17 protein-coding genes are annotated in these 17,713 nt (G+C 71.5%); 9 read left to right on the forward strand and 8 right to left on the reverse strand.

What is annotated here, in order from left to right; translation table 11 throughout:
* Positions 1-12: 12 nt before the first annotated feature.
* Positions 13-360 carry a DUF488 domain-containing protein gene (locus J8M50_RS45265; protein ID WP_010357268.1) on the reverse strand — a complete coding sequence of 116 codons (348 nt, stop codon included), beginning with the start codon at positions 358-360 and terminating at the stop codon, positions 13-15.
* A 154-nt stretch (positions 361-514) separates the two neighbouring features.
* Between J8M50_RS45265 and J8M50_RS45270 the strand changes: the two genes are divergently transcribed.
* Complete coding sequence (locus J8M50_RS45270) at positions 515-1,897, forward strand: M1 family metallopeptidase (RefSeq protein ID WP_010357269.1); 1,383 nt, start codon at positions 515-517, stop codon at positions 1,895-1,897.
* Positions 1,898-1,991: 94 nt separating this feature from the next.
* On the opposite strand, the gene J8M50_RS45275 is transcribed toward J8M50_RS45270, so the two are convergent.
* Positions 1,992-3,209: a saccharopine dehydrogenase family protein gene (locus J8M50_RS45275; protein WP_010357271.1), complete on the reverse strand. Its 1,218-nt coding sequence runs from the start codon at positions 3,207-3,209 to the stop codon at positions 1,992-1,994.
* A 110-nt stretch (positions 3,210-3,319) separates the two neighbouring features.
* Between J8M50_RS45275 and J8M50_RS45280 the strand changes: the two genes are divergently transcribed.
* Complete coding sequence (locus J8M50_RS45280; RefSeq protein WP_010357272.1) at positions 3,320-4,033, forward strand: TetR/AcrR family transcriptional regulator; 714 nt, start codon at positions 3,320-3,322, stop codon at positions 4,031-4,033.
* Here J8M50_RS45280 and J8M50_RS45285 read toward each other — a convergent pair.
* Entirely contained in the window at positions 4,008-4,895 is an 888-nt protein-coding gene (locus tag J8M50_RS45285; RefSeq protein ID WP_010357273.1) for a LysR family transcriptional regulator ArgP, read from the reverse strand. The two genes, J8M50_RS45280 and J8M50_RS45285, sit on opposite strands and share 26 nt — an antisense overlap.
* 69 nt (positions 4,896-4,964) lie before the next feature.
* Here J8M50_RS45285 and J8M50_RS45290 point away from each other — a divergent pair, with 69 nt between their 5' ends.
* Both J8M50_RS45290 and J8M50_RS45295 read left to right on the forward strand, forming a co-directional pair.
* A complete protein-coding gene (locus J8M50_RS45290) occupies positions 4,965-5,579 on the forward strand; it encodes a LysE/ArgO family amino acid transporter (RefSeq protein WP_029184310.1) in 615 nt (204 codons plus the stop codon).
* A 52-nt stretch (positions 5,580-5,631) separates the two neighbouring features.
* On the forward strand, positions 5,632-6,915 hold the full coding sequence (locus J8M50_RS45295; protein WP_010357275.1) for an MFS transporter: 1,284 nt from the start codon (positions 5,632-5,634) through the stop codon (positions 6,913-6,915).
* Positions 6,916-7,083: 168 nt separating this feature from the next.
* On the opposite strand, the gene J8M50_RS45300 is transcribed toward J8M50_RS45295, so the two are convergent.
* From J8M50_RS45300 to J8M50_RS45310, 3 genes are all read right to left on the reverse strand, one after another.
* Entirely contained in the window at positions 7,084-7,530 is a 447-nt protein-coding gene (locus J8M50_RS45300) for a cyclic nucleotide-binding domain-containing protein (RefSeq protein WP_010357276.1), read from the reverse strand.
* A gap of 317 nt (positions 7,531-7,847) precedes the next feature.
* Positions 7,848-10,061: an FUSC family protein gene (locus J8M50_RS45305; RefSeq protein ID WP_010357277.1), complete on the reverse strand. Its 2,214-nt coding sequence runs from the start codon at positions 10,059-10,061 to the stop codon at positions 7,848-7,850.
* A gap of 93 nt (positions 10,062-10,154) precedes the next feature.
* A complete protein-coding gene (locus tag J8M50_RS45310) occupies positions 10,155-11,507 on the reverse strand; it encodes an NAD(P)/FAD-dependent oxidoreductase (RefSeq protein ID WP_010357278.1) in 1,353 nt (450 codons plus the stop codon).
* Positions 11,508-11,749: 242 nt separating this feature from the next.
* Between J8M50_RS45310 and J8M50_RS45315 the strand changes: the two genes are divergently transcribed.
* A complete protein-coding gene (locus tag J8M50_RS45315; protein WP_029184312.1) occupies positions 11,750-12,121 on the forward strand; it encodes a hypothetical protein in 372 nt (123 codons plus the stop codon).
* A 21-nt stretch (positions 12,122-12,142) separates the two neighbouring features.
* Here J8M50_RS45315 and J8M50_RS45320 read toward each other — a convergent pair whose 3' ends face one another.
* Positions 12,143-14,044 (reverse strand): AMP-dependent synthetase/ligase, encoded by a 1,902-nt coding sequence (locus J8M50_RS45320; RefSeq protein ID WP_010357281.1) that lies wholly within the window; start codon positions 14,042-14,044, stop codon positions 12,143-12,145.
* A 201-nt stretch (positions 14,045-14,245) separates the two neighbouring features.
* On the opposite strand from J8M50_RS45320, the gene J8M50_RS45325 reads away from it, so the two are divergent.
* Positions 14,246-14,704 carry a hypothetical protein gene (locus J8M50_RS45325; protein WP_010357283.1) on the forward strand — a complete coding sequence of 153 codons (459 nt, stop codon included), beginning with the start codon at positions 14,246-14,248 and terminating at the stop codon, positions 14,702-14,704.
* Here the strand turns inward: J8M50_RS45325 and J8M50_RS45330 are convergent.
* A complete protein-coding gene (locus J8M50_RS45330; RefSeq protein WP_010357284.1) occupies positions 14,701-15,480 on the reverse strand; it encodes a VOC family protein in 780 nt (259 codons plus the stop codon). The two genes, J8M50_RS45325 and J8M50_RS45330, sit on opposite strands and share 4 nt — an antisense overlap.
* Positions 15,481-15,597: 117 nt before the next feature.
* Between J8M50_RS45330 and J8M50_RS45335 the strand changes: the two genes are divergently transcribed.
* From J8M50_RS45335 to J8M50_RS45345, 3 genes are read left to right on the forward strand one after another with little or no spacing between them, the layout of a single operon-like run.
* On the forward strand, positions 15,598-16,071 hold the full coding sequence (locus tag J8M50_RS45335; RefSeq protein ID WP_010357285.1) for a MarR family winged helix-turn-helix transcriptional regulator: 474 nt from the start codon (positions 15,598-15,600) through the stop codon (positions 16,069-16,071).
* Positions 16,068-16,892, forward strand: a complete 825-nt coding sequence (locus J8M50_RS45340) for an ABC transporter ATP-binding protein (RefSeq protein WP_010357286.1) — start codon at positions 16,068-16,070, stop codon at positions 16,890-16,892. Before J8M50_RS45335 ends, J8M50_RS45340 begins: the two co-directional genes overlap by 4 nt.
* On the forward strand, positions 16,852-17,694 hold the full coding sequence (locus tag J8M50_RS45345) for an ABC transporter permease (protein ID WP_010357287.1): 843 nt from the start codon (positions 16,852-16,854) through the stop codon (positions 17,692-17,694). Before J8M50_RS45340 ends, J8M50_RS45345 begins: the two co-directional genes overlap by 41 nt.
* Positions 17,695-17,713 lie beyond the last annotated feature (19 nt).

The following is a 17,713-nucleotide window of genomic DNA, read 5'->3' on the forward strand; positions in this document are numbered from 1 at the left end:
CCGGCCCGGCCGTCAGTCCAGCAGGCGTAGCAGCACAGCCGCGTGACTCTCCCCGGGTTCCTTCACCGCCGTCAGCAGCGTGACCGTCCCGGACACCGCCAACTCCCGTACACGAGACAGGAGTTCGGCCGCCTCCGGGACGGTCAGCTCCGCCTCGTACCGCCGTGCGAACTCCTCGTACGACCCCTCACCCGCGTGGTACCACCGGCGCAGTTCGTTCGACGGGGTGAGCCCCTTCGGCCACTCGTCGACACGCGCAGCCTCCTTCGAGATGCCGCGCGGCCAGAGGCGGTCGACGAGGATACGGACGCCGTCGTCCGGCTTGGGCGGGTCGTAGACACGGCGGATACGGGCGCTCATAACGGCGAGCCTAGGGCGCTGACGCGGCGTGACGCTTCGTGGTTTGACCTGAATGGGGGACGAATACGGGGTGCCGGTTATCTAATCTGAAGGGCGTTTGATCACCTCCCTGATCCCCTGTCACCAGGGGACCACCCCTCACCGAGGAGCGCCCGTGCCCCGAAGACGTTCCGCTCTCGCCGTACCCGTCGCCCTCACCGCCGTACTCATCGCCGCGAGCCCCGCTGCGGCGGGTCCCGTCGGGAACGCGGGTGCCGGCGACCCGTACTTCCCGCTCGCCGGGAACGGCGGCTACCACGTCTCCCACTACGACCTGACGCTCGGTTACGACCCCGGGAAGAAGCACCTCGCCGGGAAGGCCGTGCTCACCGCGCGCGCCACCCAGGACCTCACCCGCTTCGACCTCGACTTCACCGGCCCGAAGATCACCGGCCTGACGGTCGATCACCGCGCCGCCTCCTACCGCCGCTCCGGCCAGGAACTCGTCGTCACCCCGCCGCGAACCCTGCGCAAGGGCCAGCTCTTCCGCGTCACCGTCACCTACCAGGGCACCCCCGCCCCGGTCACCGACCCGGACGGCTCGCTCGACGGCTGGATCCCCACCGACGACGGCGCGTTCGTCGCCGGGGAACCGCAGGGCGCGATGACCTGGTTCCCGGCGAACAACCACCCGCTCGACAAGGCGTCGTACGACTTCACGATCACCGTCCCCAAGGGGCGCACGGCCGTCGCCAACGGCGTGCTCCTCGGCCAGTGGACGAAGAACGGCCGCACCACCTTCCGCTGGCAGCAGCGCGAACCCATGGCCGCCTACCTCGCCACCGCGACCGTCGGCACCTTCAAGGTCCGCCAGTACACGACGAAGAGCGGCCTCAAGGTGTACGACGCCGTCGACCCGCGCGAGGCGAACGCGGCCGACCCGGTCCTCAAGAAGCTGCCGTCCGTCCTGGAGTGGGAGAGCAAGCTCTTCGGGCCGTACCCGTTCCGCGCCGCCGGGTCGATCGTCGACCACGCGCCGCAGGTCGGCTACGCGCTGGAGACCCAGACCCGGCCCGTGTACGACCGCGCGCCGGACCTCTCCGTCCTCGTCCACGAGAGCGCCCACCAGTGGTTCGGCGACTCCGTGTCGCTGACCTCGTGGAAGGACATCTGGCTCAACGAGGGCTTCGCGACGTACGCGGAGTGGCTGTACGACGAGCAGCACGGCGGGGACAGCGCGCAGAAGGCGTTCGACGCGCTGTACGCGCGGCCCGCCGGTAACGGACTGTGGAAGTTCCCGCCGGGCAACCCCGGCAGCGGGGCGAACATCTTCGGCCAGCCCGTGTACGCGCGCGGCGCGATGACCCTGCACGTCCTGCGCAAGGCCGTCGGGGACCGCGCCTTCTTCCGCATCCTGCGCGCGTGGGCCACCGAGCACCGCGACGGGCACGGCACCACCGCCCAGTTCCAGAAGCTGGCCGAGCGGACGTCGGGCAAGAACCTCGCGCCGCTCTTCCGCACCTGGCTGTACACGGCGGGCAAGCCGAAGCTTTCCTGACACCTCTGCGCCAAGGCCGAGCCCCGCTGCCCACCGGATGCAGCGGGGCTCGGGGCCGCATCCCACGGACTCCCCGAGACGCCGGCCCGCCCCCTCACTGCTCCCGCAACCCCCACGGCGAGCCGTACTCCGTCAACAGGTCCAGGTACGGCCGCGCCGGGAACGCCTCCGGCCCCAGCACCCCCGTCCCCGACCACGCGCCGGACGCGAGGAGTTCGAGCGCGACCACCGGGTTCACCGCCGTCTGCCAGACGACCGCCTGGCTGCCGTACTCGGCCATCGACCACGCGTTGTCGACGACGTGGTAGAGGTACACCTCGCGCGGCGCACCGTCCTTCGTGCCGCGCACCCACGTACCCGCGCACGTCTTGCCCCGCATCCGCTCCCCGAGGGAGGCCGGGTCGGGCAGGCACGCGGCGACGACGTCCCGGGGCGAGACGGCGACCGGGCCGCCGGCGGTCGGCACGGTCACCGGGGCCGTGCGGTCCAGCTCCAGGCGGTGCAGCGTCTTGAGGGTGTCGACGAACTCCTTGCCGAGCCCGTACTTGAACGTCACCTTGCGCGCGTCCACCCAGCGCGGCACGAGGAGCACCTCCTCGTGCTCGACGTTCACGCACTCGACCTCGCCGATGCCCTCCGGGAAGTCGAACACCTCGGGCTCGCTGAACGGCGCGGTGGTGTACCAGCCCCGGTCGGCCTCGTAGACCACCGGCGGGTTCAGGCACTCCTCGATCGTCGTCCAGATGTTGAAGGACGGCGCGAAGTCGAGCCCCTCGACGGTCAGGTTCGCGCCGTCGCGGATGCCGATCTCCTCGATCTCGTCGAAGAGTTCGTCGGCCGCGTACCGGGCGAAGACGTCGGACAGACCGGGCTCCACACCCATGCCGACGAGCGCGAGCGTCCCCGAGTCCGTCCACCGACCGGCCCGCGCGAACTGGGCGTCGCCGAGCTTGACGCCGCACTCCTCGTACGGCCGGTCCGGGTGCGGACGCGACAGGGACATCGCCATGTCGACATAGGTGGCGCCCGTCGCGTGCGCCGCCTCGAACAGGGGCAGGACGAAACGCGGGTCGGTCGCATTCAGCAGGACGTCACAGCCGTGCCGGACCAGCAGGTCACGGACGGCCGTCTGGTCGGAGGCGTCGACGGACGCCGCCGTGAAGCGGCCGTCGCCGTCGAGCGCCGCCACGGCCGCCGCCGCACGGGCGGGGTCGTAGTCGGCGACCACCATTGCCTCGAAGAAAGGTCGCCGGGCCGCGATCCGGGTGATGGCGGTACCCACGCCACCGGCTCCCACGAGCAGTACACGCATGACAAGGCTCCTCTGTTGTCGATAAGTCGCTACAGGGGTGCGCGCGCCTTACCCAGGATCCAACGCGCTGGGGTGCCGTAAGGTCAATGGCGTTGGCATAAGGAGGCCCCGTGGCTAAACAGGTCGTCCCCGAGGAGAAGCGCCGGCGCCGCCGCCCCACCAAGAGCGGCACGCTCCTCTCCGAGGAACTCATCGTCGGTACGGCGCTGCGGCTGCTGCGCGAACACGGCAGCACCGGCCTCACCGCCCGCCGCCTCGGCCTCGCCCTCGACTGCGACCCCAGCGCCCTGTACCGGTACTTCCGTGGCATGGACGACCTGACGCTCGCGATCGGCGACGCCCTCATCGGCCAGGCCCTGCACGGCTGGCGCCCCACCGGCCGGTGGCGCGCCGACCTGCACGCGGTGGGGCTGCGGATCTACGAGGCGTACGTCGCCCACCCCCAGGCCGCGCAGCTCACCGCGAGCCGCGTGACGGGGCGCGCGAACGAACTCGCCGCCGACGAGGCGGTGCTGGACGTCCTGCGGCGGGCCGGGTTCCCGCTGGCCGAGACCGTGCGCATCTACCACGCGTTCATCGACCAGACCCTCGCGTTCGCGGCGCTCGACGCGGCGTCCCTCGCCCTGCCGCGCGCCTCCCAGCGGGCCGACGACGCCAAGTGGCAGTCCACGTACGCGCGCCTGCCGGCGAGCACGCACCCCCGGATCGCCGAGGCGGCGCCACTCCTCACGACGCACATGGTGACCAGCGCCTATCCGACGGCGCTGGAGATGCTGCTGGACAGCGCGGAGGCGCGGCTCAGCGCAGGAAGGCGCGGGCGGTAGCGGTGACGGCTTCGGCGACGGTGGCCAGGGCGGGGGAGTCGAGTTTCCACTGCTGCCAGAACAGCGGCAGATCCAGCGGCCGGTCCGGAGCGAGCGAGACCAACTCGCCTTCCTGGACCAGCGGTTGGGCATGCACCTCCGGGATCATCCCCCAGCCGAGCCCGGCGACCACCGCGTCCCGGAACCCCTCCGAGGCGGGTACGGAGTGCCGGACGCGGCCCGCGCCACCCGCGCCCAGCGTCCGGACGAACGTGTCCTGGAGGCCGTCACGCCGGTCGAACACCACGACGGGGGCCCGGGACAGCGCCTCGGGCAGCGGGCCGGTGAGGTGGCGGGCCGCGAAGCCGGGGTGGGCGCAGGCGAGGTAGCGCATCGTCCCCAAGGGGCGGACCGAGCAGCCGGTGACCGGCTCCGGCGAGGCCGTCACCGCCGCCATCACCAGCCCCTCGCGCAGGAGCTGTGCCGTACGCGTCTCGTCCTCGCGGTGCAGTTCGAAGCTGAGGGGCGGGTCCTGCGGGACTCCCTGGAGCGCGGGCAGGAACCAGGTCGCCAGGGAGTCGGAGTTCACCGCGACGGACACCCGCGTCGCCTCTCCTTCGCCGCTCATCCCCAGCTCGGACCGCGTGTCGCGCTCCAGCCGGGCGAGCTGGCGCGCGAACCGTACGACGATCTCCCCGGACTCCGTCGCCCGTACCGGCTTGGTGCGCAGCAGGAGGACGCGCCCCGTCCGCTGCTCCAGCGCCTTCACGCGCTGGCTCACCGCCGACGGCGTCAGGTGCAGGGCCGAGGCCGCCGCGTCGAACGTGCCCTCGTCGACGACCGCGAGGAGCGTGCGTACCTGGTCCAGGGGGAGGTCGGTCATCACGAGCGCTAATGATACGTAAGAATCTTTAGCTGTACGCGCGGTGATCCGCTTCGTAGCGTGGACGTCATGCCTCAAGCACTCACCGCCGCCGCGGCCGGTTTCGGGACCGGTCTGTCGCTGATCGTCGCCATCGGCGCCCAGAACGCGTTCGTCCTGCGCCAAGGCGTCCGCCGCGCCGCCGTCCTTCCTGTCGTCGCGATCTGCGCGCTCTCCGACGCCGCGCTCATCGCCCTCGGTGTCGGGGGAGTGGGGGCGCTGGTCGTGGCCTGGCCCGGGGTGGTGACCGCCGTCGGGTGGATCGGGGGCGCGTTCCTGCTCTGCTACGGCGCGCTCGCCGCGCGGCGCGTGGTCCGGCCGCAGGGGGCGCTGGTGGCCGAGGGGGAGGCCACCGGGTCGGTGAAACGCGCGGTGCTCACCTGTCTCGCCCTGACCTGGCTCAACCCCCACGTCTACCTCGACACCGTGTTCCTGCTCGGGTCCGTCGCCGCCGACCGGGGGTCCCTGCGGTGGGTCTTCGGGCTCGGCGCCGTGACCGCGAGCCTGTGCTGGTTCGCCGGGCTCGGGTTCGGGGCGCGGCTGCTGGGGCGGTTCCTGACGCGGCCGTCCGCCTGGCGGGTGCTGGACGGGGTCGTCGCCGTGACGATGATCGTGCTGGGGATCACGCTGATCGTCGGGAGCTGATGGCCGTACGGTGTTCCCGGCAGCGATCCGTGTAACCGGCAAGCAGGTGCGTGTGGACACGAACGAGGACAGCGCGGCGGTTTCGGAACCTGTGCCGGTGCGCAAGGGGTGGCGGCGGTTCGCGATGGATACGCGGCCGTTGCGGCGGCCGGCGTACCGGCGGTTGTGGTCGTCGACGATCGTCACGGCGGTGGGGAGTCAGTTGACGGCTGTCGCTGTGCCGAAGCAGGTGTACGACATCACCGGGTCGTCGGCGTGGGTGGGGTACGCGAGCCTGGCGGGGCTTGTGCCGATGGTGGTGTTCGCGTTGTGGGGTGGGGCTGTCGCCGATGCGATGGATCGGCGCAAGTTGTTGTTGGTCACCAATTCCGGGATCGCTGTCACCTCGTTGTTGTTCTGGGTGCAGGCGTTTTCCGGGGTGGGTTCCGTCGGGGTGCTGATGGTGTTGCTCGCTGTGCAGCAGGCGTTCTTCGGGCTGAATTCGCCTGCTCGTAATGCGTCCATTGCCCGGCTGGTGCCTGCGGAGGAGTTGGCTGCGGCCAATGCGCTGGGGTCGACCGTCATGCAGACCGGGCTTGTTGCCGGGCCCTTGTTGGCGGGGGCGTTGATTCCTGTTGTGGGGTTGCCCGAGTTGTATTTGATCGACGCGGTGGCTTTGTGCGTGACGGTGTGGGCTGTTTATCGGTTGCCCGCGTTGCCGCCGCTCGGTGGGAGGGGGAGTCGGCGGGCCGGGGTGCGGGAGATTGTCGAGGGGTTTCGGTACATCTCTCGGCACAAGGTGCTGTTGTTGTCGTTCCTGGCCGATGTCATTGCCATGGTGTTCGGGATGCCTCGGGCGTTGTTTCCGCAGCTTGCGGCCGAGACGTATGCGTCGTACGGGGAGGGGCTCGCGTTGGGGTTGCTGTTTGCGGCGATTCCCATTGGGGCCGTGTTGGGTGGGTTGTTCTCCGGGACGTTCTCTCGGATTCGGCGGCATGGGGTGATGGTGATCGGAGCCGTGGTTGTCTGGGGGGTTGCTATTGCTTTGGTGGGGGTCAGTCTCAATCTGTGGTTCTCGGTGGCGTTCTTGATTGTTGCCGGGGTTGCGGACATGGTGTCGATGGTGTTTCGGGGGGCGATTTTGTTGTCCGCTGCTACTGATGAGATGCGGGGGCGGATGCAGGGGGTGTTCACGGTGGTGGTTGCTGGGGGGCCTCGGCTTGCGGATGTGTTGCACGGGACGGCTGGGGCTGCGTTTGGGCCGAGGGTGGCTGTTGCGGGGGGTGGGGTGTTGGTCGTGGTGGTGATGTTGGGGATCGCTGCGGCTGTTCCTGCGCTGAGGAGGTATCGCATTTGATCGTGGGGGGACTGGTGGTTCGGCGGGTGCGGGTTGTGTGTGGCTGGTCGCGCAGTTCCCCGCGCCCCTAGAAGCGCTCCTGCGGAGCGCATCTGTGAGCTTGCCCGCCCGCCCCATCGCCCATCCCATCGCCCGCCCTGCACATCGGCCTCCCTCGCGGTCAGCCTCCTACAGCGTCCCCCTCCTGTGCGCCTCCAGTACCTTCCCCCTCGTTGTCTCCAACCTGTGCGCCAAGATCTCCGCCACCAACCGGATCAGGTTCAGTCCCAGTACCGGCTCCGCCTCGCAGAGTCTCCGCACCGGTTCCGCCTCGAACTCGTACGCCCTCACCGGGCTGAACGCCTCCGCGCCGAAGTCCCACTGGTACGGGGGGAACAGCCAGGACCAGCCCAGGAGGTCGCCGGAGCCCAGGCTCGCCACCGTGACGCGTTGCTGGGACGTGACCTGCTGGTCCAGGCTCACCGCGCCCGAGCGGATGACCCAGAAGCGGTCGGCCGGGCCGCCGGCCTCGAAGATGCGGGTGTCCTCGGGGAAGGCGACCTCCTCGGCGAGGGTGAGCAGGTGTTCGCGCTGGGGCGGGGCGAGGGCGGTCAGGAGTTTGGTCGCTCTGGTCATGGCGCGGGGCTCCTTGGCGCGAAGGTTTCTCGGGGGGTTCCCTGCGTCCATTGGAGCGTGCCCACGCTGCGGGGGCACCTCGGAGGGTGTGAAGAAAAAGGGGAAAGCCCTGGCTGGACGGGGGAAGCCAGCCAGGGCTGTCACACGGTGATGTCCGGAGGAGCAGTGCTCGACTCCGTGCACCCCGTATGAATGAACCGTAAACCATCGAGGGAGATTTCGCGTAGTCTCAAGCGGGTTGAGTGACCTGTTTCACTTTCATCCTTCCCGGAAACCCCCCCAAGTGGGTTGATCTCAAAGGAAGTTCACAGGTTCGCTCAGGCCGCCAGGTCCCCCGACTCGGCCTTCACCGGCGCCCCCAGCGGACGCGCGAGCCCCACGACGGCCTCGTCGAGCCGCTGGAGATGACGCAGCACGCGGTCGGTGACCCGCCCGTACCGGGGTGTGCCGTACCGCCCCGGCCGCAGCAGCGACGCGATGCTCGCCCCCGTACGGACGGCCGCGCCCTCGCCCCGGACGTGCGCGGCGACCGCCCCGATGTTGGCCACGATCCGCTCACCCGCTCCCCGCAGCCGGGGATCGGCGGCGATGGACGGGTGCGTCGGCAGCAGCTCGGCCGTCGCCGCCAGCGAGCGCGCGTGGTACGCGCACGTCTCCAGCAGCGCCACGACGTACCGCGCCGTGTTCTTGCGGCTGCGCAGCGGCGACACCGGGTGCGTCAGGGGCTGCGTCGCGGCCAGCAGGTCGGCGAGCGCCTGGTCCAGCTCGCGGGCCCGCTCCAGCAGGTCGTCCGCCTGTGCGCCGCTGAGCTGGTCCAGGGCGCCGGAGGTGATGTCGGCGAGGTGCTCCAGGACGGATTCGAGGAGTTCGTTGGTACGCCGGTCCGTGTGCACCGGCAGCACCAGCGCCGCCGCGATCACCCCGCAGGCCGCGCCGAGCGCCGTCTCCTCGACGCGCAGGACCAGCACCGAGAGGCTGTAGGTGTGTAGCAGCGTGTACAGGACGCCGAGCGCGGCCGTCACGAAGAACGACATCAGCGTGTACGACAGGGGCGCGGTGTAGAACATCGCGAACACGCAGAGCAGGACCAGCGCGAACGCCGTCCACGTGTGCTGTCCGACCAGCCCCGCGAGCACCAGTCCGGCGGCCACGCCGAGGACCGTGCCGAGCAGCCGCCGGTAGCCCTTGACCAGGATCTCGCCGGTCGACGCGGTGTTGAGGAAGACGATCCAGCAGGTCAGGACGGCCCAGTACCAGCGCTGCGAGGACAGGAACTCGCCGCCGACGATCGCCAGCGACGAGCCCACGGCGACCTGGAGCGCCGCGCGGGTCGTCGGCCGTGCGAGGCCCGACTCCTCCGGCTCCTCCTCGGCCTCCAGCGCGGCGTCCTCGGCGTCCAGCTCCTCCCGGGAGCGCGCCGTCTCCGGGGTGTCGTCGGCGTCGTCCTGCGGGCCGTCCAGCACGATCCGCAGGCCCAGGACCGCGCGGGCCGCCTCTCCTATGCCCCGGAAGACGTCCTGCACGGCCGGTGGCCCGTCGGGAAGGTTCTCCTCGTCGCGGTAGCCGAGGAGGCGGTTGCGCAGGTACGACCGTGAGGTCCCGGCCGCCTCCGGTTCGCGCACGAGCAGGCGCAGCGCGGAGAGGTCCCGGCGCAGGGTGTCCCGCGTGGCGTCGCGGACCAGGAGCTTGCCGCCCTCGGGGACGGGGGCGCCCGGGAGGTGGAGGGTGAGCGTGTCCGCGCGTTCGGCGCTGCGGGCGGTCAGCAGGAGCAGGCCGAGGCGCTCGGCGGTGATCTCCGCGTCCGCGATCCGGCGCTGGACCAGGCGGGCCGACGCCTCGTCCGGGGTGCCCTCCTCCAGGCGGCTCTGGATCATCAGCGCCGACTCGTGCAGGCGCGCGGTGCGCTCCCGCAGCCGCTCCAGCGCCTTCTCGACGTCCTCGGGACCGGCGTCGAGCAGCTCCAGCTGCGCGTCCAGGAGCTGCGCGAGGCGGGCACGGAACGCTCGGCGCAGGCGGTGGAAGATACCGGGCGAGGTCTGGGGGACGAGGACGAACCGCGCGACCGCGCTGCACGCGAAGGCCACGGCGACGGTGCCGAGGAACCCGGGCAGGTTCCCGGTCCGGACGCCGACGAACAGGGCGACGAAGTGGGTCTGGAACGCGATCATGCCGAGCGCGTGGCCCCGGTCGCCGAACCTCCTGCCGTACACCGCGCCGAAGATCAGCACGACGAAGAACACGTCCCCGACGACCACCAGCGAGTGCAGCAGCGTCGCCAGGGCGACCGACGCGGCGGCCACCGGCAGGCCCAGTGCCAGCGTCACCCCCTGCGGGCCGCGCCGCTTCTCCTGGATCGCGAACGTCGCGACCATCGCGGTGATCGCCCCCGCGACGAGATGCGACACGCCCACCCCGAACGGCGCCAGCACCGCGAGCGTCAACGCGATCGCCCCGGTCGTCCGCAGCCCCGCCGCGAGCCGCAACAGCCCCGGATCGGAGGCCGAGACCCTGTCCCACACCCGCCTGACCACTGTGTTCACGCGGCGTACTTTATGCGCGGCGGGTGGCGGGCGGGGTGGGGGACAGGGGCGAATCTCGCAGGTCGGACGTCCCCCACCCGCCGCTCACTTTCCCTTGATCTGCTCCGCGACCTGCTCCGCCGTCAGGTACGTGTCCGTGTACTCGAAGTCGCTCATCCGCGCCGGCCTGCGGTACTGGAAGCCGGTGCGGACGAAATCGTCGCCCGCGACGGCGTTGAGGGTCCAGTTCGTGAGGACGCGGACCTTCGCGACGTTCGTGCGCAGCGCCGACCAGTGGTAGCCCCGCGCGACCGCCTGCGCGGGAATGCCCCGGAGTTCGATCCCCATCGGCTTGGACACCGCGTCCGTGCCGCCGAGGTCGACGACCAGGCCGAGGTCCTTGTGCTTGTACGGCTTGGCCGGCAGCCCCCGCAGCGTCGCGATGACGTTGTCCGCGACGACCTTGCCCTGCCGCATCGCGTGCTGCGCCGTCGGCGGGCAGATCGAGCCGTCCTCGCCCTTGGCCAGGTCGGGCACGGCCGCAGCGTCGCCGAGGGCGAACACCCCGTCGTGCCCGGGGAGTGACATCTCCGGCGTCACGGCGAGCCGTCCGCGCACCGTCTCCGCGCCGAGCGTCCCGATGAGGGGGCTCGCGGCGACCCCGGCGGTCCAGATCAGCGTGCGCGTCGGGATCACCCGGCCGTCCGTGAAGGTGACCTCCTCGGCGCCGGCCTTCTCGATGGACACGCCGAGCGAGATCTCGACGCCCCGCTTGCGCAGCACCTCCTGCGCGCTGGACCCGAGCCGGTCGCCGAGTTCCGGCATCAACTTGGGCGCGATGTCGATGAGATGCCACTTGATGAGCCCCGGGTCGAGGCGCGGATACCGCTTGACGGCGTTGCGGGTCAGCAGCTGGAGACAGGCCGCCGTCTCGGTCCCCGCGTACCCGCCGCCCACGACCACGAACTGGAGCCGGGAGGCCCGCTCGGCGGGGTCGTCGCTGGCGTCGGCCAGATCGAGCTGCGCGATCACGTGGTCACGGACGTACGCGGCCTCGGAGAGCGTCTTCATGCCGATCGCGTGATCGGTGAGACCGGGGATGTCGAACGTGCGGGTCACACTGCCGGGCGCGAGGACGAGGTAGTCGTACGGCTCGTTCACCAGCTCCCCGGTGATCGTGCGGACCACGCACACCTTGGACTTGAGGTCGACGCCGATCGCGCCGCCCGGGATGATCCGGGTCCGGTACTTGCTGCTGCGGCGCAGCGACACGGCGATCGACTGCGGGGTGAGCACCCCGGACGCCACCTGCGGCAGCAGGGGCAGGTACAGCTGGTAGGCGAACGGCGTCACCAGGGTGATGTCCGCCTCGCCGGGGGACAGCCCCCGCTCCAGCCGCCGGACGCATCCCACGCCCGCGAAACCCGCACCGACCACCAGGATCTTGGGTCGATCCACGTCGACCTCCCTTTCTACGGCACCACACCGATCCCACCGTGCCGGGAGCGCTCGCGCCAGCCGGGTGAGGCATGGGTGACGGCCCCGGCCCGATAGTCACATTGCAATACCCCCGCCACACGGTTCCATGCGTGCCGTACGGCACGCGCCTTCGCGGCGTCAGGGCGGCTCAGGGCGGGTATGGGGGAGCTGTACGGACGGCGGTGGGCGGCCGTCCACGGGGTGAAAGGGAGGGAGCCGTGTTGACCAGCGAGAGAATCTGGACGTACGGGCCGCAGACCGGCCGTACCGAGGGCCGGGCACTGACCGGCTACACCGTCGTCGCGACCGACGGCACCGTGGGCCACGTGGAACGCGAGGCCGCACCCCAGGGTCTGCACCACCTCGTCGTCGAGACCGGCATGTGGGTCTTCGGCCGCAGCGCGGTCGTCCCGGCGGGCACCGTCGCCGGGATCGACGACACGGGCCGGCGCGTCCTGCTGACGTGCACCCGCGACGAGGTGAAGGCCGCGCCGCGCTTCCGCACCGACAGCGAGACGCGCGACCCCGGCTACCTGGGGACCGTCGGCGCGTACTACCTGCGCCTCACCCCGCACGGCACCGCGCCGGCCTGATTTCAAGGGAAAAACCAGCCCTTACCGGAACACGTCGTCCGCGTCGTCCCAGCTCAGCGCCTCCGGCGGGCTGTAGCGCGGGATCGGCGCGCGGGCCTGGTACATCGCCTCGATCTCCGCCGACCAGTGCTCGACGATCGAGTCCCGGCGCAGCTTCATCGACGGCGTCAGCAGCCCGCCCGCCTGGTCGAAGGCGCGCGGCAGGATCCGGAACACGCGGATCGACTCGGAGCGGGAGACGGCGCTGTTCGCGGCGGCGACGGCGCGGCCGATCTCCTCGCGCAGCGCGTTCTCCTCGCGCGCCTCACGGCTCGGCACGTCCCCCTGGAGGGCGAGCCGGGCCCGCCAGTGCGCCAGGAACTGCGGGTCCAGGGTGATGAGTGCGCCGACACAGGGCCGGTTGTCGCCGACCACGACCGCCTGGTGGACCAACGGGTGCATCCGCAGCCGCTGTTCGAGCAGCGTCGGCGAGACGCTCTTGCCGCTGGTCGTGACGATGACGTCCTTCTTGCGGCCGGTGATCGTCAGATAGCCGTCCGAGTCGAGGTGCCCGAGGTCGCCGGTCGCGAGCCAGCCGCCGCGCAGCGCCGCCCGGGTCGCCGGCTCGTCGCCGACGTACCCCTGGAACACCGAGGGGCCCTGCACCAGGATCTCCCCGTCGTCCGCGACCCGGACGTCCGTACCGGGCAGCGCCCGGCCGACCGTGCCCGACTTCTCGCGGCCCAGCGGCTGCATGGTGATACCGCCGCCGGTCTCGGTGAGGCCGTAGCCGTCGTGGACGTAGACGCCGATGCCCTCGTAGAACAGGGACAGGTCGCGGTGCAGGGTGGAGCCGCCCGAGGTGGCGCGGCGGACCCGGCCGCCGAGCGCGGCGCGCAGTCTGCGGTAGACGGTCCGCTCGAAGACCGCGTGCTGCATCCGCAGGTCGAAGCCGGGACCCGAACCCCGCCCGAGGCGCTGGCGCTCCACGGCCGTCGCGAACTCCCGCGCGGTCTGCGCCGCCCGCTCGAACAGCCCGCCCCTGCCGCTTTGTTGAGCGGTGAGGAGGAACCCCTTGTAGATCTTCTCGAACACCGACGGCACCGCGTACAGGTACGTCGGCCGGAAGGAGCGCAGCGCCGCCGTGATCGCCGCCTCGCTCATGTCCGGCTCGTGCCCCATCAGGAGGCCGCCGCGTATGCACAGGCCCTGGATCATCAGCCCGTACACGTGCGAGAACGGCAGGAACGCGAGGACGGCCGGACGCTCGCCCGGCGCCGCGACCGTGTGCCCCCACCCGGCGAGGAGCGTGTCGCAGGGGCTCGCGAGGCCCGCGTGGCTCAGCGCGCAGCCCAGCGGGCGGCCCGAGGTGCCTGAGGTGTAGAGGATCGCCGCCGTCGAGTCGGGGAACACGATCCGGCGCAGCGAATCCACCGTCGTCACCGGCACCGACTCGCCCGCCGCCGCGAGCTGTTCGAGGGCGCCCGCGTCCAACTGCCAGACGTGGCGCAGCCAGTCGAGCCCCGCGCACACCGAACCGACCGTCATCACGGTCGCCTCGTCCTCCACGATCACCCCGACACAGCCCGAGTCCCGCAGGATCCACTCCACCTGGTCCCGCGACGACGTCGGGTACACCGGCACGATCTCCGCGCCCACCGTCCACAGCGCGTAGCTCAGCACCGTCCACTCGTAGCGGGTGCGCGCCATCACCGCGACCCGGTGGCCCGGCGAGATCCCCGAGGCGACGAACCCCCGCGCCAGCGCCACCACTTCGTCCCGCAGCCGGGCGGCGCTCACCTCCTCCCACCCCTCGGGGTCGGTCGCCGAACGCCGGGCCAGGACCGCGCGTTCGGGGGTGCTCAGGGCGGCGTCGAAGATGCTGTCGGCGAGTCCTCCGGTCAGGGGTGAGAGGGGTGGGGGAGCGACCGTGACGTCGCGCATGCACTGGCTCCTGATACGTACGGGCTGCGGGTGCTCGAATCTAGCCCAGTCACCGGCGCTTTTGACCTCGAACGCACAAGGATCACGGGTACGCGAGGTGCTCGTGTTGCACGAATGGAGCAACGCCCCCACCGTGGAAGTGACGCGGAAGCGAACGGCAGTCACGCTCCGTGGAGCGGACTCGGTGAGGAGCCAACGACGATGAAGACCGCCGCTCCCTGCACCTACCACCTCGACGTCGACGTCAGCCCCGAACGTGCCGGACAGGTCCGGCGCATCCTCGCCGCACACCTGCGGCACTGGGGTCTGGAGACGCTGGTGGAACCCGTCGGGGAAGGCGCCGAGCTGCTGCTCAACGCCATCGACCGGCACGCCCTCGACAAACGCGCGGCGATCGAGATGTGGTGGAACGGCCACCACCTCATCACCGCCGTCGCCGAGCACGACCCCGACCTACGCCCCGACCAGGACCTCCGCGCCTGCCTCACCCGCCTCGCCGCCACCAGCGACGGCTGGGGCTGCTGCGCCACGGCGGACGGCGCCAAGGTCATCTGGTTCAGCCGCCGCGCCCGCACCGGCCGCCACGCCGCGCTGATCCCGGTCCGCCCGGCCCCGAGCCTGCGCACGAGCCTGGACCTGCCGAGGGCGGTCCTGGTCTAGCCCTGGCGCTCCACCACGGTGAACTGGGCCCCGTCCGGATCGCGCAGGACGACCTGCTCCGCCGACTTGGTCAGGACGCTCCCGCCGTGCCGCTCCGCCGCCCGCGCGCACGCGGCGACGTCCGAGGCCCGGAAATGGACCTGCCAGTGCGGCCGTACCGTCGGATCGGGGGCCGCCTCCAGGGCACCCGAGCCGATGCGGGCCACCGCCGCGCCCCGGCTGCGCAGCACGACCTCGCCGTCCTCGTAATGGACCTCGCAGCTCCCCGGCCGGTCCGACGCCCAGTCCAGGACCTCGCCGTAGAAGATCGCCGAGGCGAACGCGTCCCGCGTGTGCAGGCGGACCAGCGCGGGCGCCGCGCGGCGCCACAGGTCCCAGTCGCCGAACAGCTCGCCCTCCCAGATGCCGAACGCGGCGCCGTCCCGGTCGGCCAGCAGCGCCGCGCGGCCCGGCGGCAGCGACACCGGGCCCACCGCGACCGTGCCGCCCCGCTCCCGGACCCGGCCCACCGCCTCGTCCGCGCCGAGCACCGCGAAGTACGGCGTCCACGCCACCGCCATCTGCCACATCGCCGCCACCCCCGCGACCCCGGCCACCGGGACGCCGTCCGCCGAGGCGACCCGGAAGTGGTCGCCCAGGGAGCCCTGGCGCCACTCCCAGCCGAACACGGCTCCGTAGAACTCCTGGGTGGCCGCCAGGTCGCGGGTGGTGAGGCTGACCCAGCAGGGCGCCCCGAACACGGAGCGGGTGGTGACGACCTCGGGACGTGGGTTCATGACGATCTCCGGTACGGCGGTCGGGGGAGCAGGTCCAGTGTCGTGCGCACGGAGCGCAGACCGCCTCTTGACTCACCCTTGAGGCTGTTACCTCTGCTAAAGAGATAATCTGCTCGTATGGACGACGAGACGTTTCCGCAGGAACTCGCCGACGCGATCACCGGAGTCCAGCGGCTCCTGCGGCGCAGGCTGCGCGCCGGACTCACCGTCCCCCGGCTGCGCGGCGGCGAGGCCGAACTCCTGCGCCTCGTCGGCACCCGGCCCGGCATCGGCGTCACCGAGGCCGCGAAGGAACTCCTCCTCGCGGGCAACTCCGTCTCCACGCTCGTCAACCGGCTCGTGAAGGAGGGGTTCCTGATCCGCGAGACCGACCCCGCCGACCGGCGCGCCGCGCGCCTGAGGCTCACCGAGGCCGCGGAGGTCCGGCTGTGGGACTGGCGGGAGCGGCGCGCGGAACTCGTCGAGCGGGAGGTGGCGCGGCTCGACGCGGCGGACCGGGCGGCGCTGAGCGCGGCGCTGCCGGCGCTGCGGACGCTCGCCGTACAGCTCCAGCAGGAACCCGAAGAGCCTTCGGAGGAGGACCCGTCATGACCGACGCCGTCACCTGTACCGGCCTCGCCTACGCCTTCGGGGACACCCGGGCCGTCGACGGGCTCGACCTCACCGTCGCCGAGGGCGAGGTCTTCGGCCTCCTCGGACCCAACGGCGCCGGAAAGACCACCGCCATCCGCTGCCTCACCACCCTGCTGCCGGTCCCCGCCGGGATGGTCCGCGTCTTCGGGCACGACGCCGCCGACGACCGCATGGCCGTCCGCCGCCTCCTCGGCTACGTCCCCCAGCAGCTCTCCGCCGACGCCGGGCTCACCGGGCGCGAGAACGTGTCGCTGTTCGCCCGCGTCTTCGACGTGCCCCGCAGGGAGCGCGCCGAGCGGGTCGGGCAGGCGCTGGCCGCCGTCGGGCTCACCGACGCCGCCGGGCGGCTCGCCGGGACGTACTCCGGCGGCATGGTGCGCCGCCTCGAACTCGCCCAGGCACTCGTCAGCGCGCCCCGGCTGCTCATCCTCGACGAACCCACCATCGGCCTCGACCCCATCGCCCGCACCGGCGTCTGGGAGCACATCGGCGCCGTGCGCGAGGCCACCGGGATGACCGTCCTCGTCACCACCCACTACATGGACGAGGCCGACCACTACTGCGACCGCGTCGGGCTGATGCACCACGGCCGGGTGCGTGCGCTCGGCACGCCCGGGGAGCTGCGCGAGGGCCTCGCCGCCCGGCGGGGTACCGAGGCGCTGCCCAGCCTGGAGGACGTCTTCCGCGATGTCGCCGGCGGCTCCCTCGACCTCGACGAGAACTCAGGAGACTTCCGCGATGTCCGAAGCACCCGCCGTACCGCTCAGCGTGTCGGCTGACATATCCCTCCTCGTCAAACCCCCCGCCCCGCGCGCCGGTTGGCGGCTCGTGCCCGCGCGGGTCGGCGCGATGTGCGTCGTCGAACTCCAGAAACTCCGGCACGACCGGACCGAGTTGTACACGCGCGCCGTGCAACCGGCCCTGTGGCTGCTGATCTTCGGGCAGACGTTCACCCGCATCCGCGCGATCCCCACCGGGGGCATCCCGTACGTCGACTACCTCGCGCCCGGGATCATCGCCCAGTCCGCCATGTTCATCGCGATCTTCTACGGCATCCAGATCATCTGGGAGCGTGACGCGGGCGTCCTCAACAAGCTGCTCGTCACGCCGACGCCGCGCGCCGCGCTCATCACCGGCAAGGCGTTCGCCGCCGGCGTGAAGTCGGTGATCCAGGCCGTCGTCGTCATCGTCATCGCCGCGCTGCTCGGGGTCGCGCTCACCTGGAACCCGCTCAAGCTGCTCGGGGTGCTCGCGGTCGTCGTGCTCGGGTCCGCGTTCTTCTCCTGCCTGTCCATGACCATCGCCGGGATCGTCCTGAGCCGCGACCGGCTCATGGGGATCGGGCAGGCGATCACCATGCCGCTGTTCTTCGGCTCCAACGCGCTCTACCCCGTCTCCGTGATGCCGGGCTGGCTCCAGGCGGTCAGCGCGTTCAATCCGCTCAGTTACGAAGTGAACGCGCTGCGCGGTCTCCTGATCGGTACGCCGGCGCATCTCGCCGTCGATTTCGGGGTGCTCGCGCTCGCCGCCGCGCTCGGTGTCGCCGCGTCCTCCGCGCTGCTCGGCAGGCTCGCCCGGTGACGTGATGTGCGGCACGTTT

Source organism: Streptomyces acidiscabies (genome assembly GCF_020010905.1).
GTDB classification, from domain to species: Bacteria; Actinomycetota; Actinomycetes; order Streptomycetales; family Streptomycetaceae; genus Streptomyces; species Streptomyces acidiscabies.

Coding starts and splice junctions, on each gene's coding strand:
- J8M50_RS45265 (WP_010357268.1), bottom strand. CDS start 360: ATGAGCGCCCGTATCCGCCGTGTCTACGACCCGCCCAAGCCGGACGAC.
- J8M50_RS45275 (WP_010357271.1), bottom strand. CDS start 3,209: ATGCGTGTACTGCTCGTGGGAGCCGGTGGCGTGGGTACCGCCATCACC.
- J8M50_RS45285 (WP_010357273.1), bottom strand. CDS start 4,895: ATGACCGACCTCCCCCTGGACCAGGTACGCACGCTCCTCGCGGTCGTC.
- J8M50_RS45290 (WP_029184310.1), top strand. CDS start 4,965: ATGCCTCAAGCACTCACCGCCGCCGCGGCCGGTTTCGGGACCGGTCTG.
- J8M50_RS45300 (WP_010357276.1), bottom strand. CDS start 7,530: ATGACCAGAGCGACCAAACTCCTGACCGCCCTCGCCCCGCCCCAGCGC.
- J8M50_RS45320 (WP_010357281.1), bottom strand. CDS start 14,044: ATGCGCGACGTCACGGTCGCTCCCCCACCCCTCTCACCCCTGACCGGA.
- J8M50_RS45325 (WP_010357283.1), top strand. CDS start 14,246: ATGAAGACCGCCGCTCCCTGCACCTACCACCTCGACGTCGACGTCAGC.
- J8M50_RS45330 (WP_010357284.1), bottom strand. CDS start 15,480: ATGAACCCACGTCCCGAGGTCGTCACCACCCGCTCCGTGTTCGGGGCG.
- J8M50_RS45335 (WP_010357285.1), top strand. CDS start 15,598: ATGGACGACGAGACGTTTCCGCAGGAACTCGCCGACGCGATCACCGGA.
- J8M50_RS45340 (WP_010357286.1), top strand. CDS start 16,068: ATGACCGACGCCGTCACCTGTACCGGCCTCGCCTACGCCTTCGGGGAC.
- J8M50_RS45345 (WP_010357287.1), top strand. CDS start 16,852: ATGTCCGAAGCACCCGCCGTACCGCTCAGCGTGTCGGCTGACATATCC.